The organism is Pseudomonas sp. PAMC 25886, assembly GCF_000242655.1.
GTDB lineage: Bacteria > Pseudomonadota > Gammaproteobacteria > Pseudomonadales > Pseudomonadaceae > Aquipseudomonas.
Genome location: NZ_AHHC01000037.1, coordinates 65,697 through 78,630, shown reverse-complemented (window position 1 = coordinate 78,630; position 12,934 = coordinate 65,697). Strand labels below are relative to the sequence as shown.

Annotated in this window: 14 protein-coding genes and 1 pseudogene; 8 read left to right on the top strand and 7 right to left on the bottom strand. The window is 61.1% G+C overall.

The genetic code is table 11. The annotated features are described in order from the left end of the window. The 4 genes from MUM_RS01000000132500 to gap form a co-directional block, all read right to left on the bottom strand. Positions 1-335: FecR/PupR family sigma factor regulator (locus MUM_RS01000000132500; protein WP_141629489.1), on the bottom strand; the 335-nt coding region annotated here is incomplete at its 3' end. Between the two features lie 61 nt (positions 336-396). Continuing rightward, complete coding sequence (locus MUM_RS0112165; protein ID WP_010169998.1) at positions 397-915, bottom strand: RNA polymerase sigma factor; 519 nt, start codon at positions 913-915, stop codon at positions 397-399. A gap of 215 nt (positions 916-1,130) precedes the next feature. After that, positions 1,131-1,595, bottom strand: a complete 465-nt coding sequence (locus tag MUM_RS0112160; protein ID WP_010169997.1) for a methylglyoxal synthase — start codon at positions 1,593-1,595, stop codon at positions 1,131-1,133. Between the two features lie 4 nt (positions 1,596-1,599). Continuing rightward, on the bottom strand, positions 1,600-2,601 hold the full coding sequence (gap, locus tag MUM_RS0112155; protein WP_003214117.1) for a type I glyceraldehyde-3-phosphate dehydrogenase: 1,002 nt from the start codon (positions 2,599-2,601) through the stop codon (positions 1,600-1,602). 221 nt (positions 2,602-2,822) lie between these two features. Between gap and edd the strand changes: the two genes are divergently transcribed. The 5 genes and pseudogenes from edd to MUM_RS1000000134995 form a co-directional block, all read left to right on the top strand. Next, entirely contained in the window at positions 2,823-4,649 is a 1,827-nt protein-coding gene (edd, locus tag MUM_RS0112150) for a phosphogluconate dehydratase (protein ID WP_010169996.1), read from the top strand. Beyond that, positions 4,646-5,602 (top strand): glucokinase, encoded by a 957-nt coding sequence (locus MUM_RS0112145; RefSeq protein ID WP_010169995.1) that lies wholly within the window; start codon positions 4,646-4,648, stop codon positions 5,600-5,602. Before edd ends, MUM_RS0112145 begins: the two co-directional genes overlap by 4 nt. A 140-nt stretch (positions 5,603-5,742) precedes the next feature. After that, positions 5,743-6,474 carry a response regulator gene (locus tag MUM_RS0112140; RefSeq protein WP_010169994.1) on the top strand — a complete coding sequence of 244 codons (732 nt, stop codon included), beginning with the start codon at positions 5,743-5,745 and terminating at the stop codon, positions 6,472-6,474. Further along, entirely contained in the window at positions 6,464-7,933 is a 1,470-nt protein-coding gene (locus MUM_RS0112135) for an ATP-binding protein (protein WP_010169993.1), read from the top strand. Before MUM_RS0112140 ends, MUM_RS0112135 begins: the two co-directional genes overlap by 11 nt. Before the next feature lie 30 nt (positions 7,934-7,963). Further along, positions 7,964-8,056, top strand: a pseudogene (locus tag MUM_RS1000000134995) (N-acetyltransferase); the annotation flags it as partial. Between the two features lie 29 nt (positions 8,057-8,085). Here MUM_RS1000000134995 and MUM_RS0112130 read toward each other — a convergent pair. Continuing rightward, the gene (locus tag MUM_RS0112130; RefSeq protein ID WP_010169992.1) at positions 8,086-9,015 is read right to left on the bottom strand and encodes an AraC family transcriptional regulator; all 930 of its coding nucleotides are present in this window, start codon (positions 9,013-9,015) and stop codon (positions 8,086-8,088) included. Positions 9,016-9,341: 326 nt separating this feature from the next. Here MUM_RS0112130 and MUM_RS0112125 point away from each other — a divergent pair, with 326 nt between their 5' ends. Continuing rightward, positions 9,342-9,683 carry an antibiotic biosynthesis monooxygenase family protein gene (locus tag MUM_RS0112125; RefSeq protein ID WP_010169991.1) on the top strand — a complete coding sequence of 114 codons (342 nt, stop codon included), beginning with the start codon at positions 9,342-9,344 and terminating at the stop codon, positions 9,681-9,683. A gap of 43 nt (positions 9,684-9,726) precedes the next feature. Beyond that, positions 9,727-9,972, top strand: coding sequence for a hypothetical protein (locus tag MUM_RS0112120; protein WP_010169990.1), 246 nt, complete (start codon positions 9,727-9,729; stop codon positions 9,970-9,972). On the opposite strand, the gene MUM_RS0112115 is transcribed toward MUM_RS0112120, so the two are convergent. Then, positions 9,969-10,592 (bottom strand): flavin reductase family protein, encoded by a 624-nt coding sequence (locus MUM_RS0112115; protein ID WP_010169989.1) that lies wholly within the window; start codon positions 10,590-10,592, stop codon positions 9,969-9,971. The two genes, MUM_RS0112120 and MUM_RS0112115, sit on opposite strands and share 4 nt — an antisense overlap. Before the next feature lie 194 nt (positions 10,593-10,786). Between MUM_RS0112115 and MUM_RS0112110 the strand changes: the two genes are divergently transcribed. After that, entirely contained in the window at positions 10,787-11,542 is a 756-nt protein-coding gene (locus tag MUM_RS0112110) for a COG4705 family protein (protein WP_010169988.1), read from the top strand. A gap of 63 nt (positions 11,543-11,605) precedes the next feature. Here MUM_RS0112110 and MUM_RS0112105 read toward each other — a convergent pair whose 3' ends face one another. Beyond that, positions 11,606-12,925 (bottom strand): MFS transporter, encoded by a 1,320-nt coding sequence (locus MUM_RS0112105; protein WP_010169987.1) that lies wholly within the window; start codon positions 12,923-12,925, stop codon positions 11,606-11,608. Positions 12,926-12,934: the final 9 nt, after the last annotated feature.

Here is a 12,934-nt window from a genome sequence, read left to right as displayed (position 1 = left end):
GGCAGGTTGCTGAAGCTGAACAGGCCCAGCAGCAACACGGCGGCGGTGGCCAGGGGCTTCCAATGGGGTTTGATACGGCGCCAGGCGCTGGGCTTGCGCGGCGCATTCAGGGCAACGGCCGCGCTGTGCACGGGCGCGCCGCCCCAGGCGGCCTGGGCCTTGATGAAGGCTTCGGCGTGCAGCGGGTCACTGGCGAGCCAGGCTTCAAATTCGGCCTGCTGCCCGGGTTGCGGGCACTGCAAGGCGATCAGCCAGTCGAGGGCTTGGTCCATAGCCGTGTCTTGCAACACCTCATGAGCCAGCTCATGGGGGTGCAGTTTATTCGGATCCGTCACGGTGTTCCTCGGGTCTTCGCCACGTTTTAATCAATAGTCCTACAGACTGTTCCGACAAAGCTTAAGGGCGATCCAGTCTTTCGGCCACACCTATGCAGATGGCCATGATCAATTTCAGTTCCTTTTGCACGGTGCTCAGGGACACCTCGAGCTTGTCGGCGATCTCCTGATAGCTGCAACCGTGCAGGCGGCTGAGGATAAAGATTTGCTGTTGGCGGGCGCTCAACTGGCCGAGGCTGACGCTCAGGTGTTCGAGCAATTGCTCGGCCTGTGTCGCATCTTCGGGGGTGCTGACGGGGGAGGCGACGCTTTGCAGGACGTCCAGCGGGACATCTTCCTGCAGGGTACGGGCCTGAATCCTGCGGGCGCGCAAGTGGTCCAGCGCCAGGTTGCGTGCCGTTTGGTACACGAAGGGTTCGAGGTGGTCGATCGGCCGTTCGCTCAAGGCCCGGGTGACGCGCAGGTAGGTTTCCTGCAGCAGGTCCTCGGCGGTGCTGTGGTTATTCACCATCCGCTGCAAGGTGCGCAGCAGAATCACGCGCTGGGTGAGGAAGACTTGGTTGAAGCGAGATTGGCTCACAGTGATACCAGACCGATTTGCAGCGAATGATAATGCTTATCATCAACGCAAATGGCAAGTGGCACTTTGAGAGCCTTGTGTTGGCCCAAGGCTGCGATCGACTGCGAAGCCGGCGTATTCCAGACGCTGCCGATATGTCTGAAGTACCTGTTCGCCTGGTTTACGGCTGCTTCGCAGTCGATCGCAGCCTTGTGGCCACTTAAGGTGTTACGGGGTTATACGCGATCCCGCAGATACGCCTGGTAGTCCGGAATCCGGTGCTCATGGGCCTGTTCCATCATCGGGCTGCTGAGCAGGTAGTCGGCGCTGCATTCATTGCAGGCCACCGGGATGTTCCACACCGCGGCCACCCGCAGCAGCGCCTTGATATCCGGGTCGTGAGGCTGCGGTTCGAAGGGGTCCCAGAAGAACACCAGCATGTCCACCCGCTGCTCGGCGATTTGCGCGCCGAGTTGCTGATCACCGCCCAGCGGGCCGCTGATCATGGTGTCGATGGGCAAGCCCAGGCGGGCACTCAACAGGTGCCCGGTGGTGCCGGTCGCCACGAGGTCGTGGCGGGCCAGGCGGTCTTGTTGCCGCTCGGCCCAGTCCAGGAGAAACACCTTGCAATGGTCATGGGCAACCAGGGCGATACGCTTGCGCGCCGCCATGGTCTTGTTCATGAAGCCGATGCCGACCATGCCGTTACTCCGCGTTGCAGAGCGCCAGGCAGTTATCCAGCATGCGGTTCGAGAAGCCCCACTCGTTGTCGTACCAGGCCAGCACTTTCAGCAGTTTGCCGCTGACTTTGGTGTGGTTGGCGTCGAAGATCGACGAAAGCGGGTTATGGTTGAAGTCACTGGAAACCAGCGGCAGGGTGTTGTAGCCGAGGATTTTCGAGTGCTGGCTGGCTTCTTTCAGCAGCGCGTTGACTTGCTCGGCGCTGGCTTCTTTTTTCAGTTGTACGGTGAGGTCCACCAGCGACACGTTGATCACCGGCACACGGACGGCCATGCCGGTCAGCTTGCCTGCGAGTTCCGGCAGTACCAGGCCCACGGCCTCGGCGGCGCCGGTCTTGCTCGGGATCATGTTCTGGGTGGCCGAACGCGCGCGGTACGGGTCGGTGTGGTAGACGTCGGTCAGGTTCTGGTCGTTGGTGTAGGCGTGGATAGTGGTCATCAAGCCGCTTTCGATGCCCAGCTCGCGGTGCAGCACCTGGGCCACCGGCGCCAGGCAGTTGGTGGTGCAGGACGCGTTGGAGATGATCTGGTGGGATTGACGCAAAATGTCATGGTTCACGCCATACACCACGGTGGCATCGGCGCCCTTGGCCGGGGCCGAGATGATCACCTTGCGCGCGCCGGCGGTAATATGGGCGGCGGCCTTGTCACGGTCGGTGAACAGACCGGTGCATTCGAAGACGACATCCACCTTGTGTGCAGCCCACGGCAGGTCGGCCGGGTTGCGAATGGCACTCACGGCAATCCGGTCACCGTTGACGGTCAGGCTTTCCTGATCGTGGGCGACCTCTGCGTCGAAAGTACCGTGGACGGTGTCGTATTTAAGCAGGTGGGCATTGATCGAGCTGTCGCCAAGATCGTTGATGGCGACGATCTGCAAATCCTGACGGTAGCCTTGGGTATAAAGTGCGCGCAGGACATTACGGCCAATACGGCCAAAACCATTGATAGCGATACGTAGAGTCATTGGAAGGTGCCTGTCGTCGATTTGTTGTAAGAATTACAAGATTATTCGCATAAAAATAGAAAACAAGCCTTTTTAGTGGCAATATTTTGTTCAATCTACAACGAGTGACCTGAATCAACTGGTCCGATTGGTCAAGCAACACCCTGCCAACCTCTTCGCGGCGGGCTTTTGACCAGCATAGACACTCAGGTCGCCACATCCGTTAGCCTGGAGTTCTATACATGCATCCCCGCGTACTTGAGGTCACCGAACGGCTTATCGCCCGCAGCCGTGCAACCCGTGAGGCATACCTTGCGCTCATTCGCGGCGCTGCCAGCGACGGCCCGATGCGCGGCAAGCTGCAATGCGCCAACTTTGCCCACGGCGTGGCCGGGTGCGGCACCGAAGACAAAAACAGCCTGCGCATGATGAATGCCGCCAACGTGGCAATTGTTTCGTCATATAACGACATGCTGTCGGCCCACCAGCCGTACGAACATTTCCCCGAGCAAATCAAAAAAGCCCTGCGTGAAGTCGGCTCTGTTGGCCAGTTCGCCGGCGGCACCCCTGCCATGTGCGACGGCGTGACCCAGGGCGAGCCGGGCATGGAGCTCAGCCTGCTGAGCCGTGAAGTGATTGCGATGTCGACGGCGGTAGCGCTGTCCCACAACATGTTCGACGCCGCGCTGATGCTGGGCATCTGCGACAAGATCGTCCCCGGCCTGATGATGGGCGCCTTGCGCTACGGCCACCTGCCGATGATCTTCGTGCCGGGCGGCCCGATGCCGTCGGGTATCTCCAACAAACAGAAAGCCGACGTGCGCCAGCGCTACGCCGAAGGCAAGGCCACGCGCGAAGAGCTGCTGGAATCGGAGATGAAGTCCTACCACAGCCCGGGCACTTGCACCTTCTACGGCACCGCCAACACCAACCAGTTGTTGATGGAAGTGATGGGCCTGCACTTGCCGGGCGCTTCGTTCGTCAACCCGTACACGCCGCTGCGTGACGCCCTGACCCGCGAAGCCGCGCACCAGGTCACCCGTCTGACCAAGGCCAACGGCAACTTCACGCCGATCGGCGAGATCGTCGACGAGAAATCCATCGTCAACTCCATCATCGCCCTCAACGCCACCGGCGGGTCTACCAACCACACCCTGCACATGCCGGCCATCGCCATGTCGGCGGGCATCATCCTTACCTGGGATGACATGGCTGACCTCTCCGAGGTGGTGCCGACCCTGTCCCACGTGTATCCAAACGGCAAGGCCGACATCAACCACTTCCAGGCAGCGGGCGGCATGTCGTTCCTGATCCGCGAACTGCTGGAATCCGGCCTGCTCCACAACGACGTCAATACCGTGGCCGGTCACGGCCTGAGCCGCTACACCCAGGAACCGTTCCTGGTGGACGGCGAGCTGGTGTGGCGTGAAGGCCCGATCGAAAGCCTCGACGAAACCATCCTGCGCCCCGTGGCCCGGGCGTTTTCCCCGGAAGGCGGTCTGCGCGTGATGGAAGGCAACCTGGGCCGTGGCGTGATGAAGGTCTCTGCCGTGGCGCTCGAACACCAAATCGTCGAAGCCCCGGCCGTAGTGTTCCAGGACCAACAGGACCTGGCCGACGCGTTCAAGGCCGGCCAGCTGGAAAAAGACTTTGTTGCCGTCATGCGTTTCCAGGGGCCACGTTCCAACGGCATGCCGGAATTGCACAAGATGACACCGTTCCTCGGCGTGCTGCAGGACCGTGGCTTCAAAGTTGCCCTGGTAACAGACGGGCGCATGTCCGGCGCGTCGGGTAAGATTCCCGCCGCGATTCATGTCAACCCTGAAGCCCAGAGCGGCGGGCCACTGGCACGCGTGCGCGATGGCGATATCATTCGCGTGGATGGCGTCAAAGGCACCTTGGAGCTTAAGGTGGACGCCGAAGAATTTGCAGCGCGCGCGCCTGCCACGGGCCTTCTGGGCAATAACGTGGGGGCCGGTCGCGAGCTGTTTGCGTTTATGCGTTTGGCCGCAAGCTCCGCAGAGCAGGGCGCCAGCGCCTTTACCTCTGCCCTGGAGACACTTAAGTGAAGCTTGCGCTGGTCGGTGATATTGGGGGTACCAACGCCCGTTTTGCGTTGTGGCGTGATCAGGAACTGCATTCGATCCGCGTCCATGCGACGGCGGATCATGCCAGCCCGGAAGAGGCGATCCAGGTCTATCTCAAGGAAGAAGGCCTGGCCATCGGCTCGATTGGCGCGGTGTGCCTGTCGGTCGCCGGTCCGGTGAGTGGAGATGAATTTAAATTCACCAACAATCACTGGCGCCTGAGCAAGACTGCTTTCTGCAAGACGTTGCAGGTGGACGAGTTGCTGCTGGTGAATGATTTTTCGGCCATGGCCCTGGGCATGACCCGCCTGAAGCCCGATGAATTCCGTGTGGTGTGCGAAGGCACGCCGGAGCCGTTGCGCCCGGCGGTGGTGATTGGCCCGGGCACTGGCCTGGGCGTGGGCACCTTGCTCGACCTCGGCCATGGCCGTTGGGCCGCATTGCCGGGTGAGGGCGGCCATGTCGACCTGCCGGTGAGCAGCCCGCGGGAAGCCCAGCTGTGGCAGCACATCTACACTGAGATCGGCCATGTCAGCGCGGAAACCGCCTTGAGTGGGGGTGGTTTGCCCAGGTTATACCGGGCGATCTGCGCGGTGGACGGCCATGAAGCGGTACTGGAAACCCCCGAGGCCATCACTGCCGCTGGCCTGGCGGGCGACCCGATTGCCCTGGAAGTGCTGGACCAGTTCAGTATCTGGCTGGGCCGCGTCGCCGGTAACAACGTGCTGACCACCGGTGGTCGTGGCGGGGTGTACATCGTGGGCGGCGTGATCCCGCGCTTTGCCGATTTCTTTATCAAGAGTGGTTTTGCCAGGAGTTTTGGCGACAAAGGCTGCATGAGCGACTACTTCAAAGGCATTCCGGTGTGGCTGGTGACCGCACCGTATTCCGGTTTGACCGGGGCAGGTGTAGCGCTGGAGCAGGCATTTGCGTAAGCAGTGATGGCGCCATCGCAGGCAAGCCAGCTCCCACAGGGAAATGCATTCCAAATGTGGGAGCTGGCTTGCCTGCGATGAGGCCCTCCAGAACAACGAATTATTAAGCCCGTCCCATCCCTAACAACAAGGACGACCCCGTGAGCGTAATCAGTAAATCCATTCTCCTGGTCGACGACGACCAGGAAATCCGCGAGTTGCTGCAAACCTACCTCAGCCGCGCCGGTTTCCAGGTGCGTGGCGTGCCGGATGGCGCGGGGTTCCGCCAGGCGATGAACGAAGCGCCGTGCGACCTGGTGATCCTCGACGTGATGCTGCCGGACGAAGACGGCTTCAGCCTCTGCCGCTGGATCCGCCAGCACCCGCGCCAGGCGCAGGTGCCGATCATCATGCTTACCGCCAGTTCCGACGAAGCCGACCGCGTGATCGGCCTGGAACTGGGCGCCGACGATTACATCGGCAAACCCTTCAGCCCCCGTGAGTTGCAGGCGCGGGTCAAGGCCTTGTTGCGTCGCGCCCAGTTTGGCCAGGAGCGCAGCGGTGGCGAGGTGCTGGTGTTTGGCGAGTGGCGCCTGGACATGGTCAGCCACCGGCTGTTCCACGTAGACGGCGAGGAAGTGATTCTTTCCGGCGCCGACTTTGCCCTGTTGAAACTGTTCCTTGACCACCCTCAGCAAATTCTCGACCGCGACACCATCGGCAACGCCACCCGTGGCCGTGACCTGATGCCTCTTGACCGGATTGTCGACATGGCCGTCAGCCGCTTGCGCCAACGCCTGCGCGACACCGAAAAACCACCCCGGCTGATCCGCACCGTGCGTGGCAGTGGCTATCAATTGGCAGCCAGCGTGGTTGCCGGCAATGCCCACTGAGCGCCTGCGTGAGCTGCGCCGGCGGATCCCGGTACCGCGCTCGCTGCTGGGGCGGATGTTACTGCTGACCCTGTTGGCGGTGCTGTTTGCCCAGGCGTTATCCAGCGTGATCTGGGTGTCGCAACTGCGCGCTACCCAGCTCGAAGGCCTGGTGACGGCAGCCCGTAGCCTGGCGCATTCGATGACCGCCAGCGTCAGTTATTTCCGTTCCTTGCCGGTGGCTTTTCGGCCCTTGGTGCTGGACCAATTGCGCAGCATGGGCGGTACGCGTTTTGTCGTCACCCTCAACGACAAGCCGCTGGACATGGCGGTGTTGCCGCAAACCCCGCGTAAGCAAGCGGTGCTCGGCGCCGTAGAGGAAGTGTTGCGCCAGACCCTGGGCAGCGACGTGCATGTCTCGGTGGAGTTTGTCAGCGCCGAAGACCTGCGTATTTTCAATGCCGGCTTGAAGCTCGATGAGCTGCCGCGTTCCTGGGCGCACTACGCACTGACCCTGGAACCGGTGAATCCGCCGGTATTGGTGACCCAGATCCAACTGGCCCAGGGCGAATGGCTGTACATCGCGTCGTTGCTGCCGGAGCCTTACACCAGTCTTGAGGAACAAGGCCTGCCGTACCAGCAGGTGTGGTTTATCGTGCTCACGAGCGGTTTCCTGCTGCTGTTTATCGGCCTGTTGGTGCACTGGCAAAGCCGGCCGCTCAAGCGCCTGGCAAGGGCCGCGCGGGACATGTCCCTGGGTGCCGACGTGGAGCCGGTGGCCGAAGGTGGTGGCAGCGAAGTGGTGGAAGTGGGGCGCGCCTTCAACGCCATGCGCGAACGCATCAGCCGCTACCTGACCGAACGCAGCCAGTTGTTCAGCGCGATTTCCCACGACCTGCGCACCCCCATCACGCGCCTGCGGTTGCGGGTGGAGTTGCTGGAAGACGAGAACCTGCAAACCAAATTCGGTCGCGACCTGGACGAGCTGGAGTTGCTGGTCAAAGGCGCGCTGCAGTGCGTCAAAGACACCGACATCCACGAAAACATCGAACCGGTAGACCTCAACCACGTGCTCGACTGCCTGGTGGAGCCTTACCTGGCGCCCAACGGCAATGGCCGCGTGACCCAGCATGGCCGGGCACTGACCACTTACCCGGGCAAGCCGCTGGCGCTCAAGCGCTGCATCGGCAACCTGATCGACAACGCGTTGAAGTACGGGCAGAACGCCCATTTGCACATTGAAGACGATGGCGCGGAGTTCATCCTTCACGTCGACGACGAAGGCCCGGGCGTGCCGGAACAGCGCCTGGAGCAAGTCTTCGAACCGCACTTCCGCCTGTCCGGGCAGCAGCAGGGGTATGGGTTGGGGTTGGGCATCGCCCGCAACATTGCCCACAGCCACGGGGGAGAAGTGAGTTTGCAGAATCTGCGTGAGGGTGGATTGCGGGTGACCTTGCAGTTGCCCCGCAGCCTGGATTAAACGCCACCAATAACGGAACTGATTGATTACTTGTGGCGAGGGAGCTTGCTCCCGTTGGGGCGCGAAGCGGCCCCAAAAGATGGGACTGCTGCGCAGTCCAACGGGAGCAAGCTCCCTCGCCACATTAGTCGTGCTGGGCGTTATAACGGCGGTTAAAGGCTCTGGCGCAACCTGGCCAGATCCCGCAACGGTGGCGCACCAAACAGCCGGCTGTATTCGCGGCTGAATTGCGAGGCGCTTTCATAGCCCACCCGATAGCCCGCCGCCGAGGCTTCCAGGCCCTCGGCGATCATCAACCGCCGGGCTTCCTGCAAGCGCAACTGCTTCTGATACTGCAACGGGCTCATGGCGGTCATTGCCTTGAAGCGGTGGTGCAAGGTCGAGACGCTGAGGTTCACTTCCTTGGCCAGGTCATCAATGCGAAGAGGCTGTTCGTAGTTGCCGTTCAACCAACTGATCGCCTGGCTGACCCGATGGCTCTGACTGTTGGCCACGGCGATTTCATACAGCCGATAACCCTGCGGGCCACGCAACAAGCGGTAGAGAATTTCGCGATTGATCAACGGCGCCAGCATCGCGATGTCTTTCGGCGTGTCCAGCAAGCGCGTCAGGCGCAGCACGGCATCGAGCAACTGGTTGTCCAGGCGGTCGACATACATCCCGCGGGAGGTCGGGCGTGTGGGCACGCCCATGGGGCCGGCTTCGGCGATCAGCGCGGTGATTTGCGCCGGGTCGATGTTGACCCGAATCGACAGGTTGGGGTCTTCCGGCGTGGCGTCGAGGATGCGCCCGGCCACCGGCATCGATACGGAGAACACCAGGTAATTGAGCGGGTCGTAGGCGAAGACTTCATCTGCCAGGCGCACTTCCTTGCGGCCCTGGGCGAGGATGCACAGCGCAGGCTCCACCAGCACCGGCATGAAGTCGCGCGGGGTGTTGTGGCGGTTGAGGTACAGCGACGTGATCGCCGTGCCGTAGGAACCATCCTCCCAGGTATGCCGGCGCACGATGCCGGCGAGTTCTGCGCGCTGCTTTTCCATATCGGCGTCGAGGGGCGTGGAGCGAAGTTCGGGCGACGACATGGGACATCCTCTGGTGCTTTGACGATGGGCACAGCTTAAAGGCGGCTTTGCAAAGAGTGGTACTTCGATTCTGCACAATCCTTGCCTGATCCTGCGATAAATCGTGAATCAGGCAAGCCAGGGGCTGTCATGCGCCTGAAATACGGCAGTCATGCCGGGAATAAAACCCGCGGGCCGATTGTTATCTCTACGCATCTCGCAGGATTGTGCAATAAGCCGGCAGGAATCGACTAACTGCATCCACACCTGCGCCAGTATCTTTGATCCTGTGGCAACACGCCCTCACAGTGCTTGCCGAGCATCACTTCTCAACGGGAGAGTCGAACATGTCCACCCCCATTCCCGCGAGCCATATGGCCTTTATCCGTGCCCGTACCGGGTACAGCACCGAACTCGGTGCACGCTTGAGCAGTTTGATTGAACCGGGCCGTCAGGCGCCGGGTTGCCTGCAATTCTCGTTGCAGCATTCCCAGGCAGACCCGGATGTGTGGTTGGTGTCGGGCTTCTGGAGCAGTGAGCAGGCGATGAGTGCCTACTTCAGCTCGCCAGCGCTGATGGTCTTCACCGAGTTGTTGAATGACATGGTGGTTCGCAGCATGGACTTCCAGACCTTTACCGACGCGTCGGCCGTCAACGCCTATGGCGAGTACCTGCAACTGGCGGGTTAGTGCTTTAGAATGGCCGCCTTTCCCATTGGCCAGGACCTGCAACATGGCACGTAAAGAGTTTGCCCACCACGAAGCCGTTTCCGCCTTGGTGCGTGAAGATGAGGGTGGCTATAGCGCCGCCATCGCCGTCAAGGCGCTGGATGGCATGGGCGCACCGCGCTTTTACAAGATCCTCGATGGACAAACCTTCAAGACCGCTGATGACGCCGACGATGCGGCTGCCCGGCAACTGGAGCGCCTGGTCGATGTCGACGAGGAAGGCCAGTTGACCTGGGCAGCGGTTTCCTAAGCTTTCGGTCTGTACATCTTGAACAAGGCCTCTGGCCCCAACTGAAAATAATCCGCCGGGCCGCCGCCACGCAGGATCGGCTCGGCGGCAGCGGTGTCGTACACGCCGTCTTTCAGCAGCCATTTGGCGATATGCACCGCGACCACTTCGCCAAGCACCAACCAGCTGGGCACCCGTTCCTTGTCGGCGCGCTGCAGCTGAATGATCTGCGTCACCTTGCACTCGAACGACACCGGGCTTTCTCCGACGCGAGGCACGGCGATCACCTTCGACGCCACCGGCGTCAAGCCGGCCAATTCAAACTCGTTGACCTCGGGTGATACCGGCGCGCAACTCTGGTTCATCTGCTCGGCCAGCGGACGGGTGGCCAGGTTCCACACGAATTCGCCGGTCTGTTCGATGTTGTTCAGGCTGTCTTTGCGCCCGACACTGGAAAACCCAATGATCGGCGGAATGTAGTTGAAGGCGTTGAAGAAGCTGTAGGGCGCCAGGTTCAGGCGACCCTGGCTGTCGTGGGACGAGATCCAGCCAATCGGGCGCGGGCCGACAATCGCATTGAACGGGTCATGGGGCAGGCCGTGGCCGTTGGCGGGTTCGTAGAAATGGATATCGTCGGACATGGCCGGGGTTCCTGCTGCGCGGTTCGGGGAGGGCATCATAGTGCAATCCTATGCTGCGGATTTCTATCATCCATATGGAATTTTCATACAGCCCCCACCTATTTTTCACAGCTCCCGGTTCAGTCTGCGCGCCAGGTCGACACCCTCGATAAGTCGACCGTTTGAACGACTGAGCCTTTGGAGCCTTCTGCACAATGAACAAACTTCCTCAGATCACCCTGGCGTTCTGGGTCATGAAAATCTGCGCCACGACCCTGGGCGAAACCGCCGGGGATTTGCTGTCGATGACCTTGAATGTCGGTTACGCCATCAGCTCGATGATCCTGATCAGCGTGTTCCTGGTCACCCTGGTGACGCAACTCTGGTCGAAAACCTACAACCCGGTGCTGTACTGGATCGTGATCCTGTCTACCAGCACTGCCGGCACTACCATGTCCGACTTCATGGACCGCACGCTGGGGCTGGGTTATGCCACGGGCTCGATGATTCTGGTGTCGATCCTGGTGGCGATTTTTGCCCTGTGGCGTATCAGCGGCGACTCGCTGAACGTGAACAAGGTCCAGACCTTTCGCGGTGAGCTGTTCTACTGGATGGCGATTCTGTTTTCCAACACCCTGGGCACGGCGCTGGGGGATTTCCTGGCGGATGATTCCGGGCTGGGGTTTGCCGGTGGGGCCTTGCTGATTGGCGCGAGTATCGCGGTGGTGGTGTTGCTCAAATACTTCACGCGGATTTCGTCGGTGCTGCTGTTCTGGGTCGCGTTTGTGCTGACGCGGCCGTTCGGCGCAACCCTGGGTGACTTCCTGACCAAACCCCATGAAAAGGGCGGGTTGGACTTTGGAACCATCGGCTCGTCGGCCGTATTGGCGGCGGTGCTGGTGGTGATGATTGCCGGGGCGGCGTATGCCCAGCGCCGGTATGGGCGCCAGGCGGTGGCCGAGCTGTCCTGAGTCCAATTAAAAAGGGGCCATGTCAGTCAATGACATGGCCCCTTTTTTACACCTGGCGAACCCTTAGTCCGTGGTGATCCGCGAATGCTTGCGGGTGTCCTTCATGGTCACGTACACCAACAGCGACACGGCGATACACGCGGTGACGTACCAGTAGTAGCCGGTCTCCATGCCAATGCTCTTGAACCACAGCGCGATGTATTCAGCGGTGCCGCCGAAGATCGACACGGTCAGCGCATAGGGCAGACCCACACCCAGGGCACGGATTTCGGTCGGGAACAGCTCAGCCTTTACCACCGCGTTGATCGAGGTGTAGCCGCTGACGATGATCAGCGCCGCCATGATCAGGAAGAACGCGCCCCACCAGGTCTGGATGGTGTGCAGGGTGGTGAGGATAGGCACGGTGAACAGCGTGCCGAGGACGCCGAAGGCGATCAGGATCGGCCGACGGCCAACCTTGTCCGACAGTCCGCCGATGATGGGTTGCAGGCACATGAACAGGAACAGCGTGGCCGCCGAAATGGTGGTGGAGTCGGAGATGCTCATGCCGACCGTGTTCACCAGGTATTTCTGCATGTAGGTGGTGTAGGTGTAGAACGCGAGGGTGCCGCCCATGGTCAGGCCGACCACGGTCATCAGTTCCTTGGGGTGGCGCATCAAGGTGCGCATTGCGCTTTCCTTGGCCTTTTCTTTCTTGGTGAACGACTCGGTTTCTTCCATGCCGCGACGCAGGTACAGCGCCACTACCGCACACAACGCGCCGATGGCGAACGGGATACGCCAGCCCCAGTCGTACAGTTGCTCGGTGGTCAGCAATTGTTGCAGCACGATCAATACTGCCAGGGCGATGAGCTGGCCAGAGATCAGGGTCACGTACTGGAAGCTGGAGTAGAAACCACGACGTTCCTTGGTCGCCATCTCGCTGAGGTAGGTGGCGGAGGTGCCGTATTCGCCACCGACCGACAGGCCTTGCAGCAAACGCGCGAACACCAGCAGGATCGGTGCGCCAATGCCGATGGCTTCATAGCCGGGGCTCAGGGCAATCAGCAATGAGCCGAAGCACATCAGGTATACCGAGGCCATCAAGGCCTTTTTACGCCCGACCTTGTCGGCGTACAGGCCCATCAGCCAGCCACCGATCGGGCGCATCAGGAAGCCCACGGCGAAGATCGCGGCGGTGTTCAAGAGTTGTGCGGTGGTGTCGCCTTTCGGGAAAAAGGTCTTGGCGAAGTACAGCGAGAAGGCCGCGTAGACGTACCAGTCGTACCACTCGACCATGTTGCCGACCGACCCGCTGAAGATCGACCTGATACGGCTGGAGGTGGTGCGTTCTTTTGCCGGCGCAGCCGCCGACCCCAGAGGCAGGGAGTTGGAGTTATCCATTTAAGGATC

Coding starts and splice junctions, on each gene's coding strand:
- MUM_RS0112160 (WP_010169997.1), bottom strand. CDS start 1,595: ATGGTCGGCATCGGCTTCATGAACAAGACCATGGCGGCGCGCAAGCGT.
- gap (WP_003214117.1), bottom strand. CDS start 2,601: ATGACTCTACGTATCGCTATCAATGGTTTTGGCCGTATTGGCCGTAAT.
- edd (WP_010169996.1), top strand. CDS start 2,823: ATGCATCCCCGCGTACTTGAGGTCACCGAACGGCTTATCGCCCGCAGC.
- MUM_RS0112135 (WP_010169993.1), top strand. CDS start 6,464: ATGCCCACTGAGCGCCTGCGTGAGCTGCGCCGGCGGATCCCGGTACCG.
- MUM_RS0112130 (WP_010169992.1), bottom strand. CDS start 9,015: ATGTCGTCGCCCGAACTTCGCTCCACGCCCCTCGACGCCGATATGGAA.
- MUM_RS0112125 (WP_010169991.1), top strand. CDS start 9,342: ATGTCCACCCCCATTCCCGCGAGCCATATGGCCTTTATCCGTGCCCGT.
- MUM_RS0112120 (WP_010169990.1), top strand. CDS start 9,727: ATGGCACGTAAAGAGTTTGCCCACCACGAAGCCGTTTCCGCCTTGGTG.
- MUM_RS0112115 (WP_010169989.1), bottom strand. CDS start 10,592: ATGTCCGACGATATCCATTTCTACGAACCCGCCAACGGCCACGGCCTG.
- MUM_RS0112110 (WP_010169988.1), top strand. CDS start 10,787: ATGAACAAACTTCCTCAGATCACCCTGGCGTTCTGGGTCATGAAAATC.
- MUM_RS0112105 (WP_010169987.1), bottom strand. CDS start 12,925: ATGGATAACTCCAACTCCCTGCCTCTGGGGTCGGCGGCTGCGCCGGCA.